This is a genomic window from Luteolibacter flavescens (assembly GCF_025950085.1).
In the GTDB taxonomy this organism is placed as follows: domain Bacteria; phylum Verrucomicrobiota; class Verrucomicrobiia; order Verrucomicrobiales; family Akkermansiaceae; genus Haloferula; species Haloferula flavescens.
The window spans coordinates 46,650-66,749 of sequence record NZ_JAPDDS010000018.1 but is presented as its reverse complement, the minus strand read 5'-3'; the positions used below and the strand labels follow the sequence as shown (position 1 = coordinate 66,749).

The window sequence follows — 20,100 nt, the reverse complement described above, 5'->3', positions numbered from 1 at the left end:
GGCTGCAAATCTAGGCAAGAGCCCGGCATGGACAAGCACGTGATGGCCACGGACGCGGAGGGCGCGGAAGTTCCCGATCAGGTCGTGATCGAGGAGCCCCTGCAGATCGTGATCGATGGCCACCCGGTCGCGGTCACCATGCGCACGCCGGGCCACGATGCGGACCTCGCGCTCGGCTTCCTGCTGACGGAGGGCGTCATCCGCTCCCGAGAGGATGTGCGGAAGATCGACACGGACTCCCGCGACAATCACGCGCTGGTCTTCCTCGCTGACTCCGCAGAGGTGGATCTGCAGAAGCTGACGCGCCACGTCTTCAGCGCCTCATCCTGCGGGGTCTGCGGGAAGGCGACCATCGAGGCGGTGACGACGCAGCGCCCGCCCCTCCCCGAAAGCATGCTCTTTTCCCCGGAGGTGCTGCTGGCCGCACCGGAAAAGCTGCGCGAGGCACAGTCCGTCTTCGCCCGCACGGGAGGACTACATGCCGCGGGAATTTTCGCTGCCGACGGGAACCCGCAGGTGATCCGAGAGGACATCGGCCGGCACAACGCGGTGGACAAGGTGCTGGGACACGCTGTCGAAGCCGGGTGGAATTTATCACAAAGTTTCCTATTGGTGTCCGGACGCGTATCTTTCGAGATCATGCAAAAGGCGCTCGCGGGTGGCATCCCGCTGGTAGCCGCGCTCTCCGCTCCCTCCTCGCTGGCAGTGGATTTCGCCGAGCGCTCGAATCAAGCACTGGTGGCCTTCCTGCGGCCGCCGAAGTTCCGCGTCTTCGCCGGGAAGCTGGCCCGCTGAGGTTCGCTGGGACTGCCCGTCACCGAAATCACCTTGATTCGAGGGGAAGTGGCGACCATACATCCTGCGACATATGAATTCCTCCTTCAATCCCTATGCCGTCGGTCCGGTGGCGGAGGCGCCGCTGGAAACGCGGACGGACTTCGTGCGGAAGACCTACTACCACCTTGCAGGTGCCATCCTCGCCTTCGCCGCGCTTGAGGCGGTGCTCCTGGCCATCGTCCCGCCGGAAGCCGTCTTCGGCTGGCTCAGCTCAGGCAAATTCAACATGTTGCTGGTCCTCGGCGCCTTCATGGGTGCCTCCTACATCGCCAACAAGTGGGCCTACAGCAGCACCTCGAAGAGCACCCAGTATCTGGGTCTCGGCCTCTACGTCGTGGCGCAGGCCGCGATCTTCCTGCCGATGCTGCTTTTCGCAAAGCTTTATGACCCGATGGCCATCGGCAAGGCGGGCGTCGTCACCGGCGGCCTCGTTCTCGGCCTGACCGCGATCGCCTTCACCACCAAGAAGGACTTCACCTTCCTCGGCGGTGCGCTGAAAATCGGCGGTATCGTCGCGATCGGTCTGGTTGTTTCCGCGATCCTCTTCGGCTTCGGTCTCGGCACCTGGTTCTCGGTCGGCATGATCGTCCTGGCGGCAGGCTCGATCCTCTACACGACGAGTGCGATGCTCTATCACTACTCGCCCGGCCAGCACGTCGCCGCCTCGCTCTCGCTCTTCGCAAGCGTCGCGACCATGTTCTACTACGTGCTCCGGTTGTTCATGAGCCGCGATTGATCGGATCGTAAGCATTTCATTCCCAAGGCCGGATGTCCCCGTGGCATCCGGCCTTTTTCTTTGAGCCGTGGACTACACCTGTCCGTGATACCCTCCTACTTTCCGGACTCCACCCTGCCTCCGTAGTCGTGGTGGTGACACCACGGAAGCACCGGGGCCGCCCGCCGTCAGGGACTCGGTTTTCAGGGCCAACGGCCCGGCCATCCCTCAGCCCCGGCCACCGGCCGGGGTCTCAGGATCGACGAGGACGGCGGCCTGAAGGGCCGCGATAGGAGGCGGGCCGGTCCTTCCAGAAAACGATCCCAACCACCCTCCTGCATCTCGCTTGAACCGCCGTATTCCGCGCAGGCATCGTCGCCTCCCCATGAGGCGGGCCTTGGCACGTATCGCGGCCCTTCAGGCCGCCCCGTTCCTCGGACCCGTTTCCCGGGCCGATGGCCCGGGCTGAGGAATGGCCGGGCCTTTGGCCCTGTAGAGCGGAAACGTGAGGCCACCTGGTCGCGATGCCCGGGCTTGGGCAGGCTTCCGGCAAGATGCCGGAGCCACGACTTGAAGAGGTCGCCCGTAGTCGTGGTGGTGATATCACGGGAGCCACGGGATGGCTCCTCAACCGGCGACCGAGTTTTCAGGGCCAACTGCCCGGCCATCCCTCAGCCCCGGCCATTGGCCGGGGTTTGAGAATCGACGCGGGACGGCGGCCTGAAGGGCCGCGATAGGAGGCAGGTCGGTCCTTCCAGAAGACGATCCCAACCACCCTCCTGCATCTCGCTTGAATCGCCGTATCCCGCGCAGGCATCGTCGCTTTTCGATATGGCGGGCCTGCCTCCTATCGCGGCCCTTCAGGCCGCCACGTTCCTCGGACCCGTTTCCCGGGCCGATGGCCCGGGCTGAGGGATGGCCGGGCCTTTGGCCTTGTAGAAATGTCGATATCTTCGCGCAGGCCGTTTCACCAATCCAACCACGATCCTCACGAAAACGCCCGCCGACCCCCGACGAAAAAAGCAGGCCCCGCGAACGGGGCCTGCCTTGAAATATCAACGGGTTGATCGGGATGCCGCTTACTTGAGCTTCACCTTGATCTCTTCCTTGGTCTCGATCTTGAGACCTTCCACGTCCTTGAAGGCGGCGGCCACTTCTTCGGGCTTCGCGTCCTTCATCGACTGGAGCTTCTTCATGTTCGCCGGGTCGCCGACGAGCTTGCCAAAGGGAACGTCCATGATGGTCACCGTGGTGCCGCTCACGTGGCTGGCATTCGACTCGGCGATGCCGCCGGGGATCTCCAGCTTGAAGGTGACGCGCATGTCCTTGAACATCTCCTTCATCATTTCCATCATCTGGGCGGCCATCGGGTCTTCGGCGTCGTCTTCCTTGGCCTCTTCACCGGCCTTCTTGTCGCCGTCCTTCGCCTTGTCCTGAGGCACGGTCATGACGAGTTCGCCGTCCTTGTAGGTGAACTTGATCGGCTCTTCCGCGGCCTTCTTGCCATCCGCATCCGGGGCATCGCCGCCCGGGCCGCCCGCGCCTTCCTCCTGCATGCCGGAGAGCGCGTCGCTGAAGCTGTACTTCACCTTGTTGATGTCCTTGAAGGCGAAAACGACGATGGCACCCTTCTTGCCGCCCTTCTCAAGCGCCTCGACCTTCTCGACCGTGACGCCCTCGCCCATCTTGGCGGCCTGCTCCTCGGCCTTCTTCTTGTCCACCATGTCCTTGGTGGGGTCCTGACCGCTCTGGGCGGCCATTTCCACCATCTCGGCGCTGATCAGGATGGTCTGGGTGATGGTGCCGCTGCCGTCCTTGTTCAGGCTGACGGTGGATTCCTGCTCGAAACAGGAGGTCGTGAAGAGCGCGAGCAGAGCCGCGCCGCAGAATTGAAGTGCTCGTTTCATGGGGTAGTCGCGAAATTGCACCAAGACGTAACTTTGACAAGGACTCGCTTGAGTCATCCCGGCCAGATTGACGGGCGAAACACGTTGCCGACGCCGCTCTCCCTCTAGCATCCTCAGCGCGCCGATGGAAACTGCCGTAGAGATCACCGATCTGGTAAAGGACTTCCGCCCGGCGGGCCGCAAGGAACCGCTGCGCGCGGTGGACCACGTGTCGCTGACCATCGCCCCAGGCGAGGTCTACGGGCTCATCGGGCCGAATGGCTCCGGGAAATCCACCACCATGAAGGCGCTGCTGGGCCTGGTGCAGCCGGACTCCGGGGTGTGCCGGATCTTTGGCAACGACTCGATGAAGGTCGACTCGCGCCAGGATGTCGGCTTCCTGCCGGAGAATCCCTACTTCTACAAGCACCTGAGCGGCACCGAGACGCTGCGCTTTTACGGGAAGCTCTGCGGCCTGCGCGGCGCGAAGCTGGAGGCCCGGGTGAAGGAACTGCTCCACCTGGTGGACCTCGAGGGCGCGGGCGACCGGCGGCTCGGCGGCTACTCGAAGGGCATGCTCCAGCGCATCGGCCTGGCCCAGGCACTGGTCCAGGAGCCGCGGCTGGTCATCCTGGACGAGCCCACCGCCGGGGTCGATCCGGTCGGCTCCCGCGAGATCCGCGACCTCATCTTCGACCTGAAGAAGCGCGGCATCACCGTCTTCCTCTGCTCTCACCTGCTGGAGCAGGTGCAGGAGGTGTGCGATCGCGTGGGCATCATCCATCGCGGCAAGATGGTGAAGGAAGGCCGCATCGACGACCTGCTGGCCATCGGCGACCAGACGGAGATCGTGCTGCGCGACGCCTCGCCCGAGCTGCTGGCCCGGCTGACCACGGAGATCCAGGCCGACGGCAAAGCGGAGCTGCTGCGCGCCGGCCGGCCAAAGACCACTCTGGAGCGCCTTTTCCTGGAAGAAACCGTGAACCGCCGCGACGACCGCTGACCCGACCCGATGCACCGCCCCGCGCCCAACCGCCCGCTCAATCCACGCCGCATCGGCGTGATCGCGATGCACACCTTCACCCAGCTCGTGCGGATGAAGGTCTTCTACTTCCTCGGGATCTTCGCCGTCATCCTGCTGGCGAGCAATCTCTTCAACATCCAGCACATCGACCGCCCGAATCTCGAAGGCATGGAAGTGCTGCGCTCGATCCGGAACCTGTCCCTCGGGACCATGACGATGTTCTCCGTGGTCATCGGGATCGTGGCGACGGCGCTGCTGATCCCGAAGGACGTGGAGGACCGCACGCTCTACACCATCCTGGCCAAGCCGGTACCGCGGCTGGACTACCTGGTGGGAAAGCTGGGCGGGCTCGTGCTGCTCATCTTCACCTCGCTGCTGCTCATGGACTTGCTCATGATGGGGGTGCTGACGATCCGCACGAACATGGTACTGGAGGCGCAGACCGCCTCGGCCCTCCGCATCGGCTGGCCGCCCGACCAGATCGCGGCTATGAAGGAAGAGACGGCCAAGCTGGGACCGGGCTGGGACCTGCAGGTCGCGGTGCTCGCGGTATTCCTCCGCGCGGTGGTGATCGCCTCCGCCGCCCTGCTGCTCTCCATCCTCTCCAGCAGCACGCTCTTCACGACGGTCACCGGCTTCATCGTCTATTTCATCGGGAACTTCCAGGCCACGGCGCGCGAGGTTTACTTCGACTCCGCGGGGGTGAGCGCCATGGAGCGCCTCGCCGGACTGGCCGTGGCGACCATCTTCCCGGACATGTCGCTCTACAACGTCATCGACAAGATCATCTCCGGGATGGAGGTCCCGCCCGGGACGGTGGCCACGCTGTGCGGGGTGACGGGCTTCTACCTCGTGATGCACCTCTTCGTGTCCTGGCTGGTCTTTTCCAAGAAGGAGTTCTGAGATGAAATCCCGCCGACCGCTCATCGCCGCCGCCGTCTTCCTCGCCGGGGGACTGCTGCGCCTGCCGCTGGAGCAGGCGGTGACGGCGGACTTCCGGCAGCAGGGGCTGCTTTCCCCGCCGCTGGAGATCGCGACCCGTGAGAAAATCGGTCAGAATAGCTGGGCAATCGCCCTGTCCGGCCTGCGGACGCTGGTGGCGACCTTTGCCCAGCTCCAGGCGACCGGCCACTTCAACAAATGCGAGTGGACCGATCTGGAAGGCTGGATGAATACCGCCGTGGAGCTCTCGCCCCAGGGCACCTACTACTGGGACATGGGGGCCTGGCACATGGCCTACAATGCCGCCGCGTGGTATCGTCTGGAGTCCGATCTGCCGCCGCTCCGCAAGCAGGCCGAGGAGCGCCGGTGGGTGGAAAAGGGCAGGCAATTCTACATCCGCGGCATCGCGAACAACCCCGGCGACTGGCAGTTGCCGATGCTGTATGCCGTGCTTTTGACGGACGGCCGCCGGTTTCCTGACGATCAGGCCGCGGTCGAGGCGCTGCGGAAGGCGGTCGCGACGGGGAAGGCCCCGCCATACGTCCACCGCCAGCGATTCTTCGCCGAGGCCCGGGCGGGCAAGGATCCCGCCGAGATGCTCGCCGCCGTGAGGTCCCTGCTGGTGCATCAGGAAAACCGGGTGCCAACCCTGCTGGCGCTGTGCTACACGCTGGAATACCAGACCAACGAACCGGAAGACCCCGCGGCGCTGGCGCTGTCCATCTTCGGCAGCGAGGAAAGGGCGCTGCGGATTCTGGGCGACTACTACGTGAACAACGTGGTCGACCGCATGCCCGAGCGGGGCGTGGAGACGGGAATCCGCATCCTGGAAGGCCGCAGGGGCATTTCTCCGGAAGACCCGAAGAGCTACATCCGTTTGAAGGAAGTGGCCCGGCAGCGCCTCACTCTTGGCCACTGAACCGGGTTTGACTCGACAGCCGACGGAGCCGTCACCTAAAGCCTCTCCCGCCGCTAGTCTCCCATGCGAATCGCTCTCTTTGGTGACATTCATGCCAACCTCGAAGCCCTCGAGGCTGCGCTGGCCGATGCCGCCGAGCAAGGATGCACCGACTACGTCTGCCTCGGCGACGTGGTCGGCTACAATGCAGACCCCGCCGCCTGCCTGGAAAAAGTCCGCGCCATGGACTGCCCGGTGGTGAAGGGGAACCACGACGAGGATGCCTCCGGCACCCACTCGCTGGAATCCATGAACCCGGTGGCCGCGGCCGCGCTGGAGTGGACCCGCGAACAGCTCACCGACGAGCAGCGCACCTGGCTGCGCCGCCTCCGCATGGTCCGCCAGGTGGAGGACTTCACCGTGGTCCACAGCACCTTGGACCAGCCTGCGCACTGGAACTACGTGACGAACCGCTTCGACGCGATGTCGAACTTCTCGTACCAGTTCACTCAGGTCTGCTTCCACGGCCACACCCACGTCCCGCGGGTGTATGTGAAGACGGACAAGGTGACCGAGGTGGCCGCGGATTCCGTGGTGATCGAGGACGGCTCGAAATATTTCATCAATGCCGGCTCCGTGGGCCAGCCCCGCGACGGCGACTGGCGCGCCTGCTACGCGATCTACGATCTGGAGCACAAGCTGGTCGTATTCCGCCGGGTGGAGTACGACCTCGCGACCACCCAGCGGAAGATCATCGATGCCGGCCTGCCTTCCATGCTGGCCGAGCGCCTCGCCGACGGCCGATGATCGAGGTCGTCGCAGGCCTGATCCTCGATGGCACGGGCCGCCTGCTGGCCTGCAAGCGCCCGGAGGGCAAGCACCTCGGCGGCAAGTGGGAATTCCCCGGCGGCAAGGTCGAGCCCGGCGAAAGCCCCTCTGACGCACTGGTCCGCGAGCTGGAGGAAGAGCTGGGCATCCGCGTGGAGACCGCCACCGCCCTCACGCCCGTGGTGTGGGACTACGGCCGCGGCCCCATCCGCCTGCATCCTTTCCTGTGCCGCATCCTTTCCGGCCAACCCCATCCGCACGAGCACTCGGAGATCCGCTGGTGCGGCCCGGACGAACTCGGCGAGCTCGATTGGGCGGAGGCCGACGTCCCCATCCTCGAAGAATGGCGGGCCATGGACACTCGATAGGAGCGCCGCTCAGAAGCGCCCCCAGGCACCGCGCCCGGCCTGCTTCGCCTCTTTCTCCAGCTCACGCAGTCGCTTGAGGCGGGCTTTCACCGGCGTGCCGTCGGGCATCTCGGCACCCCTCGTGTGAATGCGGACGAGGCCTTCGCGGACCAGCGTTTCCTCCAGGAACGGGCCGCCGCCTTCCGGCGTGACGAAGGCATGGTAGCGGCGGTCGTTGAAGGGATCGTCCCAGCGGGTGTGCAGGGTGAAGGGCTTGCCGGCGAGAAGCTCGTGGACGCGGGCCTTGGCACGCTGGCCGATCTCCACGGCTTGGTCATCGGTCAGGCCGAGCGCCTGCGCCTGCTGGTGGATGCGCTCATGGTTCGACTTGCCGCCGCGGTAAGTGCGGCGCTGGCTTTCCGGGGCATCCACGTAGTAGAGGCGGACCTGCTCGACCCGGCCATCCGGCAGGCGGACGTGGAAGCTGTCGCCGTCGTTGCTCTTGTGATCCTGCCAGAGGCAGCCGGTGATGACCTCGTAGGTCGAGGTCTTCGGGCGGTCTTTCTGCCCGGAAGCGACGGTGGGCTCCTTCCACTCCTTCAGGAGCGTGACGACCACGGCCAAGACCAGCAGCACCGCGAACTGCCAGGGATTCATCGGTCGGCGTCGTGCCATGTCCGCGTCAGATGCCCTTGAAGCCCTGATATTCCTTGTACGTGCCGAGCGGCATGGCGGCCTTGCCCCAGTCGCGGTTCAGGCGGCGGTACTTCTTGATGAACTGGGTGGGATCCGCCCAGTTCGTCATGTCGCGCGCCACGCTCTCGCGGTGCATGCCGATGCTGAGATTGTGGCGGATCTCGAAGTGAAGGTGCGCGGCGTACATGCCGCGGTTGTTCCCGATGGTGCCGACCTGCTGGCCGCGCTTCACGATCTGGCCGACCTTCACCATCATTTCCCGCAGGTGGCCGTAGAGGGCATCGATGAACCGCACTTGGCCGGACGCAGGGTCGCGGTAGGCGTAGCGGATGATCACGACATTTCCCCAGCCCTGGCGGACATCGTAGGCCCAGGTGACGACGCCGTCGCCGATGCTGTAAACCGGGTCGCCCAAATCGGTGTCGCCACCGCCGCGGCCATTCCAGTCCTCGCCGAAGTGAACCGGCGGGCGCAGGCGCAAGCCGCGCGCCGTGTAGTAGCCGGTCGCATCCGGCTTGCCCACCGGGTAGTCAAAGCCATCCGCCAGCGGCACGCGCGCGGTGCGCTGCTGGCCGTGGACAGGGGCCAGCAAGGCCACGAGCAGGGCCAGCAGGATCAGAAGGGATTTCCGTGACGCTCCGCTCACCCCGCCAGTGCACGCTCGCAAGCTGCCCCGGGCAAGAGAAATTCGATCCCTACCGGGCAACTCCCGGAAGGAGCGGCTCAGCCCGCTCCGAGGCCGAGGGTATTCGTGCCGATCAGCACTGCGGCGATGGCGGCGATGGCGATGCGATACCAGCCGAAGACTCCCAACCCCTTGCGGTTCAGGTAGGAAACCATCCACTTCACCGCGATGGCGGCGGAAATCGTCGCGGCGATGACGCCGACCGCGAGGGGGACGAGGCCATACGTGTCCCACATGAGCTGGGCACCACCGAGCTTCTGGTCGTATTTTTCCGCAACCGCGTGGAGGGCCACTTGGGTCTCGTAGCCGGGCAGGTGCTGCCACTTCTCGGCGAGATCGACACCCCAGACAGCCTTCTTCGCCGTGGCGGCTCCGAGGGTCAGGAGACCGAGCAGGAAGGAAAACTCCACCGCCGCACTGAGGCGCAAGCCGATGAAAAGCGCCCCGATGATGGTCATCAGGCTGCGGGAGGTGCCCGGCCACATGGCGATGCACTGGGCGAATCCGATGACCAGCGCCATCTTTATGGTGATCTCGGCGAGTTCCACGCCCTTGGATCCACCGCCCTTCTTCATCCAGCGGGCCACGCCGAGGATGCCCAGGCCGCCGACGAACCAGGCGATGGCGACCCACTTGAAATGAAACAGTTTCGCCTCGATCCAGTCATTGGCGAGCAGGCCGATCACAGCGGCGGGCATGAAAGCGCAGATCAGTGCGAGGACCAGCTTCAGGCCCTCCTTGTCCTTCCCGAAGAGCCCGAGGATCATCTGGCGCACGCGCGGCCAGTAGAGACCCGCCACGGCCAGGATCGCGCCGCCTTGCACGCAGATCGCGAAGCAATTGGCCGCTTCGTTCTCAAGGGCGGCCTGAAAAGGGTCCGCATCAATGCCGATGCCCATCATCCGCTGTGCCACGATGAGGTGGCCGGTGGAGCTGACGGGGAGGTATTCAGTGAGTCCCTCGATGATGCCGAGGATGAGAGCTTGCCACCAGTTCATGAGGGAGTGGCGCGGACCTTGTAGGCCAAGATCCGCCCCGGCAAGGGATTTACGGTTGCCTGATCGTCGAGGTGGAGGGAAAGTCCGGCAGCCCGGCGGATGGATCGGGCGCGATCCACCGCGGTATGAAGCAAAAGTATCTCTGGCTGGTCAGGCGCGCCTATCGGGCTCTGCGCCACCCCAAGCTGCGCCACCGCGTCTGGTGGCGGAAGTTGACGCAGCCGATCTTCGAACGTCGCCTGTGGAAGCCCTGCCGCGACACGGTGGCCATCGGCTTGGCGATAGGGCTCTTCTTCGGGGTCATCCCGTTGATCCCCCAGTCGCTCTTCGCGGCCATTGCTGCGATGCGGATGAAGGGAAACATCCCCTTCGCCGTGGCGGTCACCTGGCTTTCCAATCCCGTGACGAATGTCCCGATCTGGGTCGCCCAGCTCTGGCTGGGCAATCAGGTGCAGGATCTCTTCAGCCTCGCGCCGCCGGAATTCGCCGGGACCTTCCACATCCCGCACCTCGGGGTGGTGAATGCGGCCACCTTCATGGTCGGCGTGCTGCTCTCGGGCATCATCGCGGCGCTGCTCGCCTTCCCGATCGTCCACCTTTTCTCGGCGATCATGCCGCACCACCTGCCGAAGCTTCCCAAGCTGCCGCAGCGGGCGAGGGCTATCGTCCCTCCTCGCGGTTCCCGAAGCTCCGGGAGCTGACCTTCCCCCCGCCGAAGGGCGCACCGAGCCGGATGCCGACCGTGGCCTTCGGAAAAACGAAGCGCTCCAGAGAGCGGGCTTCCGCACGCTTCAGGCCGGCGACCACCAGCAGGGCGACGAGCCCGACCGCCGCGCCGAAGCCCACCGCCAGCAGGATCACGCGGCTTTTCGTCGAGCCTTCGGGGACCGCCGCGCGGGCGTCGAAGACCTTCGAGATCCCCGTCGCGAGCCCGATGGCCAGATTCTCGGCATATTCCTCGGTCGAGGCGGACCGGCTCAGGCTGCCCTCAATGGCGGTGCCGATTTCCGCGAGATCAGTGGGGCCGATCTCCTTCGGCCCGGTCAGGGGCAGCTTCAAGTCCGCCGGCACCTCATCCTGCTGGTAGGGCGTCTGGCTGAACCGGAAGATCCGGCTGTCCGTCTCCAGCACCAGCACCAGTCCGGGGGAGTCGCCCAGCCACGCCTCGCGCAGCGCGTGCGCCCGCTCGCCGACGCTCAGGCCGAAGAGCGAATCATAGAGGACGAAGTAGAAAGGATAGCCGTGCTTCTCCTCCAGCGCCGCGAGGACGGTCGCGATCTTCTTCTGCTGCTCCGGATTCCGCACGAACATCCGCGCCTCATCGAGAATCCCGTCCGCAGGCAGCGGCGGCGCGACGAAGCGGCCCGTCATCTCCTGGGCATGGAGCCACCCCGCAATCAGCCACAACAGCGCAACGCACAGTCCCCTCACCCCGCCTACCATTCCCAAGGATACGGTGGCTGACAAGCTCGCCGTCCCGTCTTTCCCCTCGACAGGCCGGGCCTGCCGCGCCAGCGTCCGCGGCGTGACGACGAATCTCCGCGGGCTTCTTGAGCTGCGGCCGCTCCTTCTAGGACTGGCCACCCGCTGAGCATTTCCTTTTTCCTACCGCCGTCCCTTGGCTGCTGCAATTTTTCCTGCGGCGCCCCTTTTCCTTTCAGACTCATTCTCTCTTTTTTTCCCGTGAAAACCGCCTCGATCTCGAAATACCGGCCCTTCCCGCCGGTCCAACTGCCGGACCGCACCTGGCCGGACCAGATCATCACCACCGCGCCGATCTGGTGCTCGGTGGACCTCCGCGATGGCAACCAGGCCCTCCCGCAGCCGATGTCGGTGGAGGAGAAGCTCGAGTTCTTCGACGTGCTCTGCCGGGTGGGCTTCAAGCAGATCGAGATCGGCTTCCCCTCGGCCGCGGATACGGAATTCACCTTCTGCCGCCGCCTGATCGAGGAAAACCGCATCCCGGAGGACGTGACGATCCAGATCCTGGTGCAGACCCGCGAGCACCTGATCCGCCGCTCCTTCGAGGCCATCGCCGGGGCGAAGAAGGCCATCGTCCACATCTACAACTCCACCTCGCCGCTGCAGCGCCGCGTGACCTTCAGCGATGCCTCGCGCGAGGACATCAGGCAGCTCGCCATCGACGGCGCGAAGCTGGTGAAGGAACTGGCACCGACCATCCCCCAGACCGAGGTGATCCTGCAGTATTCGCCGGAGTCCTTTTCCGACACGGAGTTGGATTTCGCCGCGGAGATCTGCAACGCGGTCATCGACGTCTGGGAGCCGACGCCGGAGAAGAAGATGATCGTCAATCTGCCGGACACCGTCCAGTGGACCACGCCGAACATCCACGCCGACATGATCGAGTGGATGTGCCGCCACCTGAAGAACCGCGAGTCGCTGATCGTCTCCCTGCACACGCACAATGACCGCGGCACCGGCACCGCCGCCACCGAGCTGGGCCTGATGGCCGGCGCGGACCGCGTGGAAGGCACGCTCTTCGGCAATGGCGAGCGCACCGGCAACCTGGACATCATCAATGTGGCGCTAAACATGAACGGCCACGGCATCGAGACCGGGCTGGACTTCTCCGACCTGACCTCGCTGCGCCAGGTGTACGAAAAGGTGACGCGCATGACCGTGGGCGAGCGCCACCCGTATGCGGGCGAGCTGGTCTTCACCGCCTTCTCCGGCTCCCACCAGGACGCCATCAAGAAGGGCCTCGACCGCCGTGAAAAGGAGGTGCAGGCCGCGCCGGATCTCGCGTGGGGCGTGCCCTACCTGACCATCGACCCGCAGGACATCGGCCGCTCCTACGAGGCCATCATCCGCATCAACTCCCAGTCCGGGAAGGGCGGCATCGCCTACATCCTCGACCGCGAGCACGGCCTCGACCTGCCGAAGACGATGCACCCGCAGGTGGGCAAGCGCATCTACGACCTGGCGGACGAGCTGGGCCGCGAGCTGACCGCGGACGAGATCCGCGACGCCTTCTACCGCCTCTTTGCCAATGTGGAGCAGCCGCTGTCCGTGAAGGACTACGAGCTCTTCCACCACACCACGGAGCGTGGGCAGGTGGCCTGCACCGCCACCATCGGCCTCTACGGCGAGGAGCGGAAGATCCACGGCCTCGGCAACGGCCCGATCAATGCCTTCGTCCAGGCGATGCAGGCCTCCGGCATGAAGGACTTCAAGGTGACGGACTACCGTTCGCACGCCGTCCGCGGCGGCTCGGACGCCAGCGCCGCCGCCTACGTGCAGGTGCAGCATGACGATGGCCGCATCCTCTGGGGCTGCGGCATCGATCCCTCCATCGAGATGGCCGGCCTGAAGGCACTGGTCACCGGGTGGAACCTGCTGCGGGCCTGACCGGCGGATTCATTGTCGTGGCGGGCGATCGGGGTTCATCCCCACTTGCCATGGATGCGGGGGTTTCCTTCACTCTGCACCATGTCTTCCGCCCGCCACGACGGCCGCCAGCCGGATCAACTGCGCCCGATTTCCTTCATCCCCCACGTGGCCCCGCATGCGGCGGGCTCGGTGCTCGTTTCCTTTGGAAACACCCGCGTGATCTGCGCGGCGACCATCGATGAGGACGTGCCGCGCTGGATGAAGATGCAGCGCGTGGAAGGCGGCTGGCTGACCGCGGAGTACAGCATGCTCCCCTACTCCACTCTGGAGCGGAAGGACCGCGATATCTCGCGCGGCAAGCTGGACGGACGCTCCTCGGAGATCCAGCGGCTGATCGGCCGCGCCCTCCGCGCCGTGACGGATCTCTCGAAGCTGGGACAGCGGACCATCTGGATCGATTGCGACGTGCTGCAGGCGGACGGCGGCACCCGCACCGCCTCGATCACCGGCGGCTGCGTCGCGCTGGCGATCGCCCTGAACAAGCTGATGTCCGCAGGCAAGCTGAAGACCTTCCCGCTGACGAAGCTGGTGTCCGCCATCTCCGCCGGCGTGGTGAATGGCCAGCCGGTGCTGGATCTGGACTACATCGAGGACAAGGGTGCCTCGGTGGATTTCAATGTCGTGACGACCGAGACCGGCGAATTCGTCGAGGTGCAGGGCAGCGGCGAGGAAGCGGTTTTCACCGGTGCCGAGATGAGCGCGATGCTGGAGCTGGCGACGAAGGGATCCGCCGAATTGGTCGCTCTTCAAAAGAAGGCGATCCTCGAGGCGGACCGCCCGAGCGGCGACGCGCTGGCCTCGCTGGCGGCGACTTTTGGAAGATGATTTGACAGGGCCTTCTTTGTCCTTGCAGCGGCTTGCGCCGGAACTAATTTGGTTCCGGTCCTCAAGCGGTATTTCCGTGAGGGGATTTCATAAAAAATACGGGGCCTTATCGGGCTCCACCATAGACAAAACCAAAGTAACACAATGAAAACCAACACTCGTCGTCAACGCGGCGGCTTCACCTTGGTGGAGCTTCTCGTGGTGATCGTGATCATCGCGGCCCTCGCGGGCCTTTCCGCACCGGTCATCCTGAAGCAGCGCAAGAAGGCTGACCAGACGGAAGCCAGCCAGAACATCCGCCAGGTGCACATCGCACTGATCGGATTCGAAGGCGACTACGGCACTTTCCCGGACAACAACACCGCCCAGGAAGTGAAGGACTCCACCGGCTCTGCCCTGAGCTTCGGCGGCACCTATGCCAACGACTACTTCCGCCAGCTCATCGCCACGACCGGCAAGGCCGAGTCGATCTACTGGTGCAAGACCGCCTACAGCCCACGCAAGCCTGACAACGACGTCTCGCCCGGCAAGGCTCTCGACAAGGGTGAAGTCGGCTTCGGCTACATCATGGCCTCCCAGACCGACGGTCTGAGCTCGTCCGGCAACTCGTCCCGCCCGGTCGTGGTGTCGCCGCTCTACAAGGCCCAGCCAAACTGGGAATTCGACCCCGAGCCGTATGAGGACAAGGCCATCGTGCTCCGCATCGACGGCAGCGCCAAGGCCGAGACCATCCGTACCGACAACCGCTACATCTCGGTGACCGGCGGCTACCTCCAGAGCCAAGGTGAGAAGAGCGTCTGGGACGAGATCAATCCCGTCCTCCGCGCTCCTGAGCCACGCGGTGCCCAGTAATCGGCTGACGCGCCATTAGATTCCCAAGCCGGGGAGCCTTTCGGGGTTCCCCGGCTTTTTTTGTGCCCCGGGCTGAGGGTCGGCGGGAATCGAAAGTGGCGATGATTTCACGGGAAACTTCGATGTGCGCGGCGGGGTCTTTCCCTTATTCTATGAGGCAATGAAGGAAGACGAACAGGCGCGGCTGCCGGACGGCCGGATGCTGGGCTACGCGGACTATGGCGACCCGGCGGGCGAGCCGCTGTTCTTCTTCCACGGTTGGCCGAGCAGCCGCTACCAGGGCAAGCTCCTGAATGATCTGGCGGCGGAACGCGGGCTGCGGCTCATCGCACCGGACCGCCCGGGAGTGGGCCTATCCGATCCGCTGCCGGGCCGGGGATTTGCAAGCTGGCCGCAGGACGTCGCGGGGCTGGCCGATGCGCTGGGAATCGGGCGCTTCAAGATCTACGGCATCTCCGGCGGTGGACCCTACACGCTGGCCACGGCGGCTGGACTGCCGGACCGGGTGATCGCCGCGGCGGTGATCTGCGGGGCACCACCGCTCGCCGATACCGCGGACCGGGCGAACATGCACTGGACCTACCGCACCCTCACAAACCTGAGACGCCTGCGCCGCGCGGCGACGCCCGGCGTGATCGCCGCCAGCCGCTGGATGATCTCCCGCGGTGCCGAGCGGGCCCCGATGACCTGGCTGATGCGCAGCATCCCGACCTCCGACCGCGAGGCAATCGCCGACGCAGGTTGCTGGGAAAGCGTGACCCGCAGCTATCTGGAAGCCGTGCGAAAGGGCACCGATCCCGTCCTCACCGAGGGCGAACTCTACCTGGAGCCATGGGGATTCTCCCCGGAGGACATCCGGGTGCCGGTCGCCTTCTGGCACGGGCTGGCGGACAAGAACCTCCCGTGCGATGTGGCGAAGCGCCTCGCCTCCCGCGTGCCCGCCGCGGAGGGGCACTGGGAAGAAGGCGAGGGCCACTACTCGCTGCCGCTGCGCTACCGGGGCCAGGTGCTCGATTGGCTGAAGGCGAGATGACTCTTCATACGGCTGGGACCGCCTCCTGAGGATCGAGCCCGCGGATTTTCCTCAGGGCGAAGACCAGCGGCGGCAGGCACAGCAAGCCGAAGGAGCTGTCGATGAGCTGCCAACCGAACGGAATCCCGCGGATCGGCCCGCAGATCAGGGCGAGCGGGATGACGCCCAGCGAGGCGATGACGCCGATGTGCAGCACCCCCGCGTAGCGGACGGGCTCGCGCCACGGCAGGATGAAGAAGAGCGCGATGACCAGATGGCCGAAGGCGAGCCAATCGGTGCCATACGCGAGGAAGGGATACTGCACGTGCGTGACCTCCAGCCCCTCCCGGACCCTCAGGATCCAGTGCAGCATTCCATCGTGCAGCGCAGGATCCGGCCGGGCTTCACCGGTGAGAAGGAGGACGACCAGGCGCAACTCGTGGAGCAGCGGGAAGGCGGTCACTCCACTGATGACGAGCCCCATGATCACGATGCCGATCGCGATCCGAATCTGCTTCAAGGCAGGCATGCCCGGAGGATCGGCACACCCGGTGAAGCCTCATCGTCGCCCGCGTGAAAAGCCCGTGAATCCCACGGGCCCGCCGCGTCACTTGTCCGCTGCGGGCTTCTTCTTCTGGTCCAGGTCAGCCTTCAGCCCGGTGAAGAAGAGCAAGCCGGCCGCGATGCAGATGCAGGAGTCCGCGACATTGAAGCACGGCCAGCGGTAGTTCACGACCGGGATGGTGAAGTCGAGGAAGTCCACCACGTAGCCTTCCTTCAGGCGCTCCCAGAGGGTCGCGCCCTGCATGATCTCCAGCAGCGAGCCCTGGATGAGACGGTCGGTGAGATTCCCGAAGATCCCGCACAGCAGCAGCGCCACGGCGACGAGTCCCCAGTTCCCCACGAAGAACTTCTTCTTCACGCCCAGCCTGATCAGCGTGAGGGCGACGATGGGGACCACGAGGAAGACCACGGGTGCCCAATCGCTGCCATTGCCGAAGCCGAAGGCCACGCCCTGGTTATGGACGCGCCGCAGGTTGAAGAAGCCCTCGACGACCACGATCTGTGACGCGCCCCCGTCTTCCCACGGCGGCGGGAAGGTCCGGATGGTCCAGAACTTCGTCCACTGGTCGATGACGTAGAGCGGCAACGTCAGCAGGAGGAGTATCCACCGGAGCTTCCACTCCTTCTTGGCTGCGGGAGTCTCCATTCGTCAGGCGTGGGAAACGGTCTGGACCACGGACTCGCAGCGGGCGCACAGGCCGGACGCGCCGAGCGGCTCGTAGCGGCGGCAGCGCGGGCACATGCCGTAGGCGGTCTTCGCGGCCTTCGCCGAGAGCTTCTTGCCGGCGGACACGTCGAGATCGGCGATGATGAAGAACTCGGTGGAGAACTGGCGGTCGCGCAGGAGATCGTAAACGGCCTCTCCCTCGGGAACGACCAACGTCACCGATGCCTCGTTGTTCTTCGTGAAGGCCTTCGCCTGGATCTGCTCCTCGATGGCGGTCTGGACCGTGCGCTTGATCTCCAGCAGGCGGTTCACCTTCGCGGTGGCCTCGCCGGAGGCGAAGGCGGCATCGGGCTCCGGGAAATCCTGCTCGTGGACGCTGCCCTCGGTGAAGGTCGCGTGCTCCCATGCCTCGTCCGCGGTGTAGGCGAGGATCGGTGCGAGCAGCTTCGCCAGTGCGGTGAAGATGTCGTACATCGCCGTCTGGCTCGCGCGGCGGCGGACGGAGTTCTTCGCGTCGCAATACATGCGGTCCTTCGTCGCATCGATGTAGATGGCGGACAGGTCGGCGGAGCAAAATTGATTGAGCGCGTTGAAGACCTTGCGGAATTCATACTGCTCGTAGGCCTTGCGGCACTCGCCGACCACGGCGTGGAGCTTTTCGAGGATCCACTGGTCGAGCAGCGGGAGATGGCTCGGCGCGACGCGATCCATCCCGGGATCGAATCCGTCGAGGTTCCCCAGCAGGATACGCAGCGTGTTCCGAAGGCGGCGATACGGCTCGGCGACCTGCTTGAAGAGGTCTTCGCTGAAGGGGACCTCGCTCTGCCAATCGACGGAGGAAACCCACAAGCGCAGGATATCGGCACCGTACTTGTTGTAGAAGAAGGCGGCGTCGGTCGGCTTGCCAGCCTTGGCCGCGTCGGACTTGGAGATCTTCTTCTTGTCCTTGTCCACCACGAAGCCGTGGGTGAGCACGGCCTTGTAGGGAGCGACATCGCGCCAGGCCACGCTCATCATGAGCGAGCTCTGGAACCAGCCGCGGTGCTGGTCGGTCGCCTCAAGGTAGAGATCGGCAGGTGCGTGCAGCTCGGAGTGCTTCTCCAGCACGGCGACGTGCGAGCAACCGGAGTCGATCCACACGTCGAGCGTGTCGCGGCACTTCTTCACACCGGCGGGCAGGCCGAGCTTCTGTGCGAGCTCCTCGTCGGAAAGCTCGAACCACACGTTGGTGCCCTGCGTTTCGACGAGGTCGGCGACCTTGCGCGCGACATCGGCGGACAGGATGGCCTTGTTTTCCGCGTCGAAGAAGACAGGCAGCGGCACGCCCCAGGTGCGCTGGCGCGAGATGCACCAGTCCGGGCGGGCCTCCACGGTGCCATAGATGCGGTTGCGGCCCCAGGCTGGCAGCCACTCGACCTTGTCGATCTCGGACAGCGCCTTGCCACGCAGGGTCTCCAGCGAGATGAAGAACTGCTCCACCGCGCGGAAGATGATCGGGGTCTTCGAGCGCCAGCAGTGCGGGTAGCTGTGGCGATAGACTTCCTTCGCCAGCAGCACGCCCTTCTCTTCCAGCAGTTCGACGATCGGCTCGTTCGACTTGAAGACATGCTTGCCGACCAGATCCGGCAGGCCGACATCCGCGGTGAAATTCCCCTCGTCATCGACGGGCGAGAGGATGCCAAGACCGTACTGCTGGCCCACGACGTAGTCGTCCGCACCGTGACCCGGGGCGATGTGGACCGCACCGGTGCCGGTGTCCGTGGTGACGAATTGGCCGAGGATGATCTTCGACGTGCGGTCGAGGAAAGGATGGCGCGCCTCGAGGTGCTCCAGCTCGCGGCCCTTCATGCTCTTCAGCACGGAAGTACGACGCATGCCGGACTTCGCCTCCAGCTCGGCCACGAGTTCCTTCACCACGATCAGGATCTCGCGGCGGCCATTGCCCTCGAACTGGCTGACCTCGTAGGTGAATTCCGGATGGACGGCCACGCCGAGGTTGGCGGGCAGCGTCCACGGAGTGGTGGTCCAGATTGCCATCGCGGCATTGCCGATGCCGAGCTTCGAGGAAGACTCGGGCGTCATCGGGAACTTCACGAAGATGGCCGTGCTTTCCTTGTCTTGGTATTCCACCTCGGCCTCGGCCAGCGCGGTCTGCGCGCCGTACGACCACTGGACGGGCTTCTTGCTTTGATAGACGGAGCCGCTTTCCACCAGCTTGGCGAAGACGCGCAGGATCTCCGCCTCATAGCCGGGAGCCATGGTGAGGTACGGATTCTCCCAATCGCCGAAGACGCCGAGGCGGCGGAAGGAGCCACGCTGGATATCGATGAACTTCTCCGCGAACTCGGTGCAGCGGCGGCGGATCTCCGCGGGCTCCAGCCCGGCGGCTTGCTTCACCACCTTGAACTCGATGGGCAGGCCGTGGCAGTCCCAGCCGGGGACGAAGGGCGCGGTATAGCCGGCCATCGTCTTCGACTTCACCACGAGGTCCTTCAGCACTTTGTTCAGCGCGGTGCCCATGTGCACGTCGCCATTCGCGAAGGGCGGGCCATCATGCAGGATGAAGGTCGGCGCATCCTGGGCACGGCGGCGGTCGAGAATCTTCTGGTAGAGGCCCTGCTTCTCCCAAATTTCCAGACGCTTCGGCTCGTTGTCCACGAGGTCCCCGCGCATCGGGAACGTCGTTTGCGGCAGCAGCAGCGTGTCTTTGTATTGGGATTCGGAACTCATTTTGCGGGCGCGGAAGCTAGCAACGCCCCTCCAAGGGGTCAACTACCGGCGCAGGAGATTGAAAATCAGGGAAAACGGGGAGAAATCTTACGTTTATTTGACAAGCCGGAGCTGAAATCTAGGGACATCCCCATGATTTGTTACCGGTTTTGGAGGCTGGCACTTGCCACCGCATGCGGAGCC

General features: G+C 65.0%; 20 protein-coding genes. 12 read left to right on the top strand and 8 right to left on the bottom strand.

Translation table 11 applies throughout. From position 1 onward, the window contains the following. Positions 1 to 27 precede the first annotated feature (27 nt). Positions 28 to 795, top strand: a complete 768-nt coding sequence (gene fdhD / locus OKA04_RS22395) for a formate dehydrogenase accessory sulfurtransferase FdhD (protein ID WP_264503455.1) — start codon at positions 28 to 30, stop codon at positions 793 to 795. A gap of 73 nt (positions 796 to 868) precedes the next feature. Continuing rightward, positions 869 to 1,573: a Bax inhibitor-1/YccA family protein gene (locus tag OKA04_RS22390; RefSeq protein ID WP_264503454.1), complete on the top strand. Its 705-nt coding sequence runs from the start codon at positions 869 to 871 to the stop codon at positions 1,571 to 1,573. Positions 1,574 to 2,631: 1,058 nt separating this feature from the next. On the opposite strand, the gene OKA04_RS22385 is transcribed toward OKA04_RS22390, so the two are convergent. Further along, positions 2,632 to 3,459 (bottom strand): hypothetical protein, encoded by an 828-nt coding sequence (locus OKA04_RS22385; RefSeq protein WP_264503453.1) that lies wholly within the window; start codon positions 3,457 to 3,459, stop codon positions 2,632 to 2,634. Between the two features lie 124 nt (positions 3,460 to 3,583). On the opposite strand from OKA04_RS22385, the gene OKA04_RS22380 reads away from it, so the two are divergent. The 5 genes from OKA04_RS22380 to OKA04_RS22360 all read left to right on the top strand — a co-directional run bounded on the left by OKA04_RS22380 (position 3,584) and on the right by OKA04_RS22360 (position 7,498). After that, the gene (locus OKA04_RS22380; RefSeq protein WP_264503452.1) at positions 3,584 to 4,441 is read left to right on the top strand and encodes an ABC transporter ATP-binding protein; all 858 of its coding nucleotides are present in this window, start codon (positions 3,584 to 3,586) and stop codon (positions 4,439 to 4,441) included. A 9-nt stretch (positions 4,442 to 4,450) separates the two neighbouring features. Further along, positions 4,451 to 5,365 (top strand): ABC transporter permease subunit, encoded by a 915-nt coding sequence (locus OKA04_RS22375; RefSeq protein WP_264503451.1) that lies wholly within the window; start codon positions 4,451 to 4,453, stop codon positions 5,363 to 5,365. 1 nt (position 5,366) lies between these two features. Next, positions 5,367 to 6,323, top strand: a complete 957-nt coding sequence (locus tag OKA04_RS22370) for a hypothetical protein (protein WP_264503450.1) — start codon at positions 5,367 to 5,369, stop codon at positions 6,321 to 6,323. Positions 6,324 to 6,386: 63 nt separating this feature from the next. Next, positions 6,387 to 7,109, top strand: coding sequence for a metallophosphoesterase family protein (locus OKA04_RS22365; RefSeq protein WP_264503449.1), 723 nt, complete (start codon positions 6,387 to 6,389; stop codon positions 7,107 to 7,109). After that, positions 7,106 to 7,498, top strand: coding sequence for a (deoxy)nucleoside triphosphate pyrophosphohydrolase (locus OKA04_RS22360; RefSeq protein ID WP_264503448.1), 393 nt, complete (start codon positions 7,106 to 7,108; stop codon positions 7,496 to 7,498). The genes OKA04_RS22365 and OKA04_RS22360 overlap by 4 nt, the downstream gene beginning before the upstream one ends. Before the next feature lie 9 nt (positions 7,499 to 7,507). Here the strand turns inward: OKA04_RS22360 and OKA04_RS22355 are convergent, their stop codons facing one another. The 3 genes from OKA04_RS22355 to OKA04_RS22345 form a co-directional block, all read right to left on the bottom strand. Further along, entirely contained in the window at positions 7,508 to 8,152 is a 645-nt protein-coding gene (locus tag OKA04_RS22355) for a thermonuclease family protein (RefSeq protein WP_264503447.1), read from the bottom strand. A 7-nt stretch (positions 8,153 to 8,159) separates the two neighbouring features. Then, the gene (locus OKA04_RS22350; protein ID WP_264503446.1) at positions 8,160 to 8,819 is read right to left on the bottom strand and encodes a murein hydrolase activator EnvC family protein; all 660 of its coding nucleotides are present in this window, start codon (positions 8,817 to 8,819) and stop codon (positions 8,160 to 8,162) included. A gap of 77 nt (positions 8,820 to 8,896) precedes the next feature. After that, positions 8,897 to 9,856, bottom strand: coding sequence for an undecaprenyl-diphosphate phosphatase (locus tag OKA04_RS22345; protein ID WP_264503445.1), 960 nt, complete (start codon positions 9,854 to 9,856; stop codon positions 8,897 to 8,899). A 71-nt stretch (positions 9,857 to 9,927) separates the two neighbouring features. Between OKA04_RS22345 and OKA04_RS22340 the strand changes: the two genes are divergently transcribed. Beyond that, the gene (locus OKA04_RS22340) at positions 9,928 to 10,557 is read left to right on the top strand and encodes a DUF2062 domain-containing protein (RefSeq protein ID WP_264503444.1); all 630 of its coding nucleotides are present in this window, start codon (positions 9,928 to 9,930) and stop codon (positions 10,555 to 10,557) included. Here the strand turns inward: OKA04_RS22340 and OKA04_RS22335 are convergent. Continuing rightward, on the bottom strand, positions 10,517 to 11,227 hold the full coding sequence (locus OKA04_RS22335) for a TPM domain-containing protein (protein ID WP_264503443.1): 711 nt from the start codon (positions 11,225 to 11,227) through the stop codon (positions 10,517 to 10,519). The two genes, OKA04_RS22340 and OKA04_RS22335, sit on opposite strands and share 41 nt — an antisense overlap. Before the next feature lie 312 nt (positions 11,228 to 11,539). On the opposite strand from OKA04_RS22335, the gene leuA reads away from it, so the two are divergent. The 4 genes from leuA to OKA04_RS22315 all read left to right on the top strand — a co-directional run bounded on the left by leuA (position 11,540) and on the right by OKA04_RS22315 (position 15,977). Beyond that, positions 11,540 to 13,225: a 2-isopropylmalate synthase gene (gene leuA, locus OKA04_RS22330; RefSeq protein WP_264503442.1), complete on the top strand. Its 1,686-nt coding sequence runs from the start codon at positions 11,540 to 11,542 to the stop codon at positions 13,223 to 13,225. 81 nt (positions 13,226 to 13,306) lie between these two features. Continuing rightward, entirely contained in the window at positions 13,307 to 14,092 is a 786-nt protein-coding gene (gene rph / locus OKA04_RS22325; RefSeq protein ID WP_264503441.1) for a ribonuclease PH, read from the top strand. Between the two features lie 144 nt (positions 14,093 to 14,236). Then, positions 14,237 to 14,944, top strand: a complete 708-nt coding sequence (locus tag OKA04_RS22320; protein ID WP_264503440.1) for a type II secretion system protein — start codon at positions 14,237 to 14,239, stop codon at positions 14,942 to 14,944. A gap of 160 nt (positions 14,945 to 15,104) precedes the next feature. Continuing rightward, positions 15,105 to 15,977 carry an alpha/beta fold hydrolase gene (locus OKA04_RS22315; RefSeq protein WP_264503439.1) on the top strand — a complete coding sequence of 291 codons (873 nt, stop codon included), beginning with the start codon at positions 15,105 to 15,107 and terminating at the stop codon, positions 15,975 to 15,977. A gap of 4 nt (positions 15,978 to 15,981) precedes the next feature. On the opposite strand, the gene OKA04_RS22310 is transcribed toward OKA04_RS22315, so the two are convergent. The 3 genes from OKA04_RS22310 to ileS form a co-directional block, all read right to left on the bottom strand. Continuing rightward, positions 15,982 to 16,485 carry a hypothetical protein gene (locus tag OKA04_RS22310; protein WP_264503438.1) on the bottom strand — a complete coding sequence of 168 codons (504 nt, stop codon included), beginning with the start codon at positions 16,483 to 16,485 and terminating at the stop codon, positions 15,982 to 15,984. Between the two features lie 78 nt (positions 16,486 to 16,563). Then, the gene (locus OKA04_RS22305) at positions 16,564 to 17,166 is read right to left on the bottom strand and encodes a signal peptidase II (protein WP_264503437.1); all 603 of its coding nucleotides are present in this window, start codon (positions 17,164 to 17,166) and stop codon (positions 16,564 to 16,566) included. Between the two features lie 3 nt (positions 17,167 to 17,169). Next, a complete protein-coding gene (gene ileS / locus OKA04_RS22300) occupies positions 17,170 to 19,917 on the bottom strand; it encodes an isoleucine--tRNA ligase (RefSeq protein ID WP_264503436.1) in 2,748 nt (915 codons plus the stop codon). Between the last annotated feature and the right edge of the window lie 183 nt (positions 19,918 to 20,100).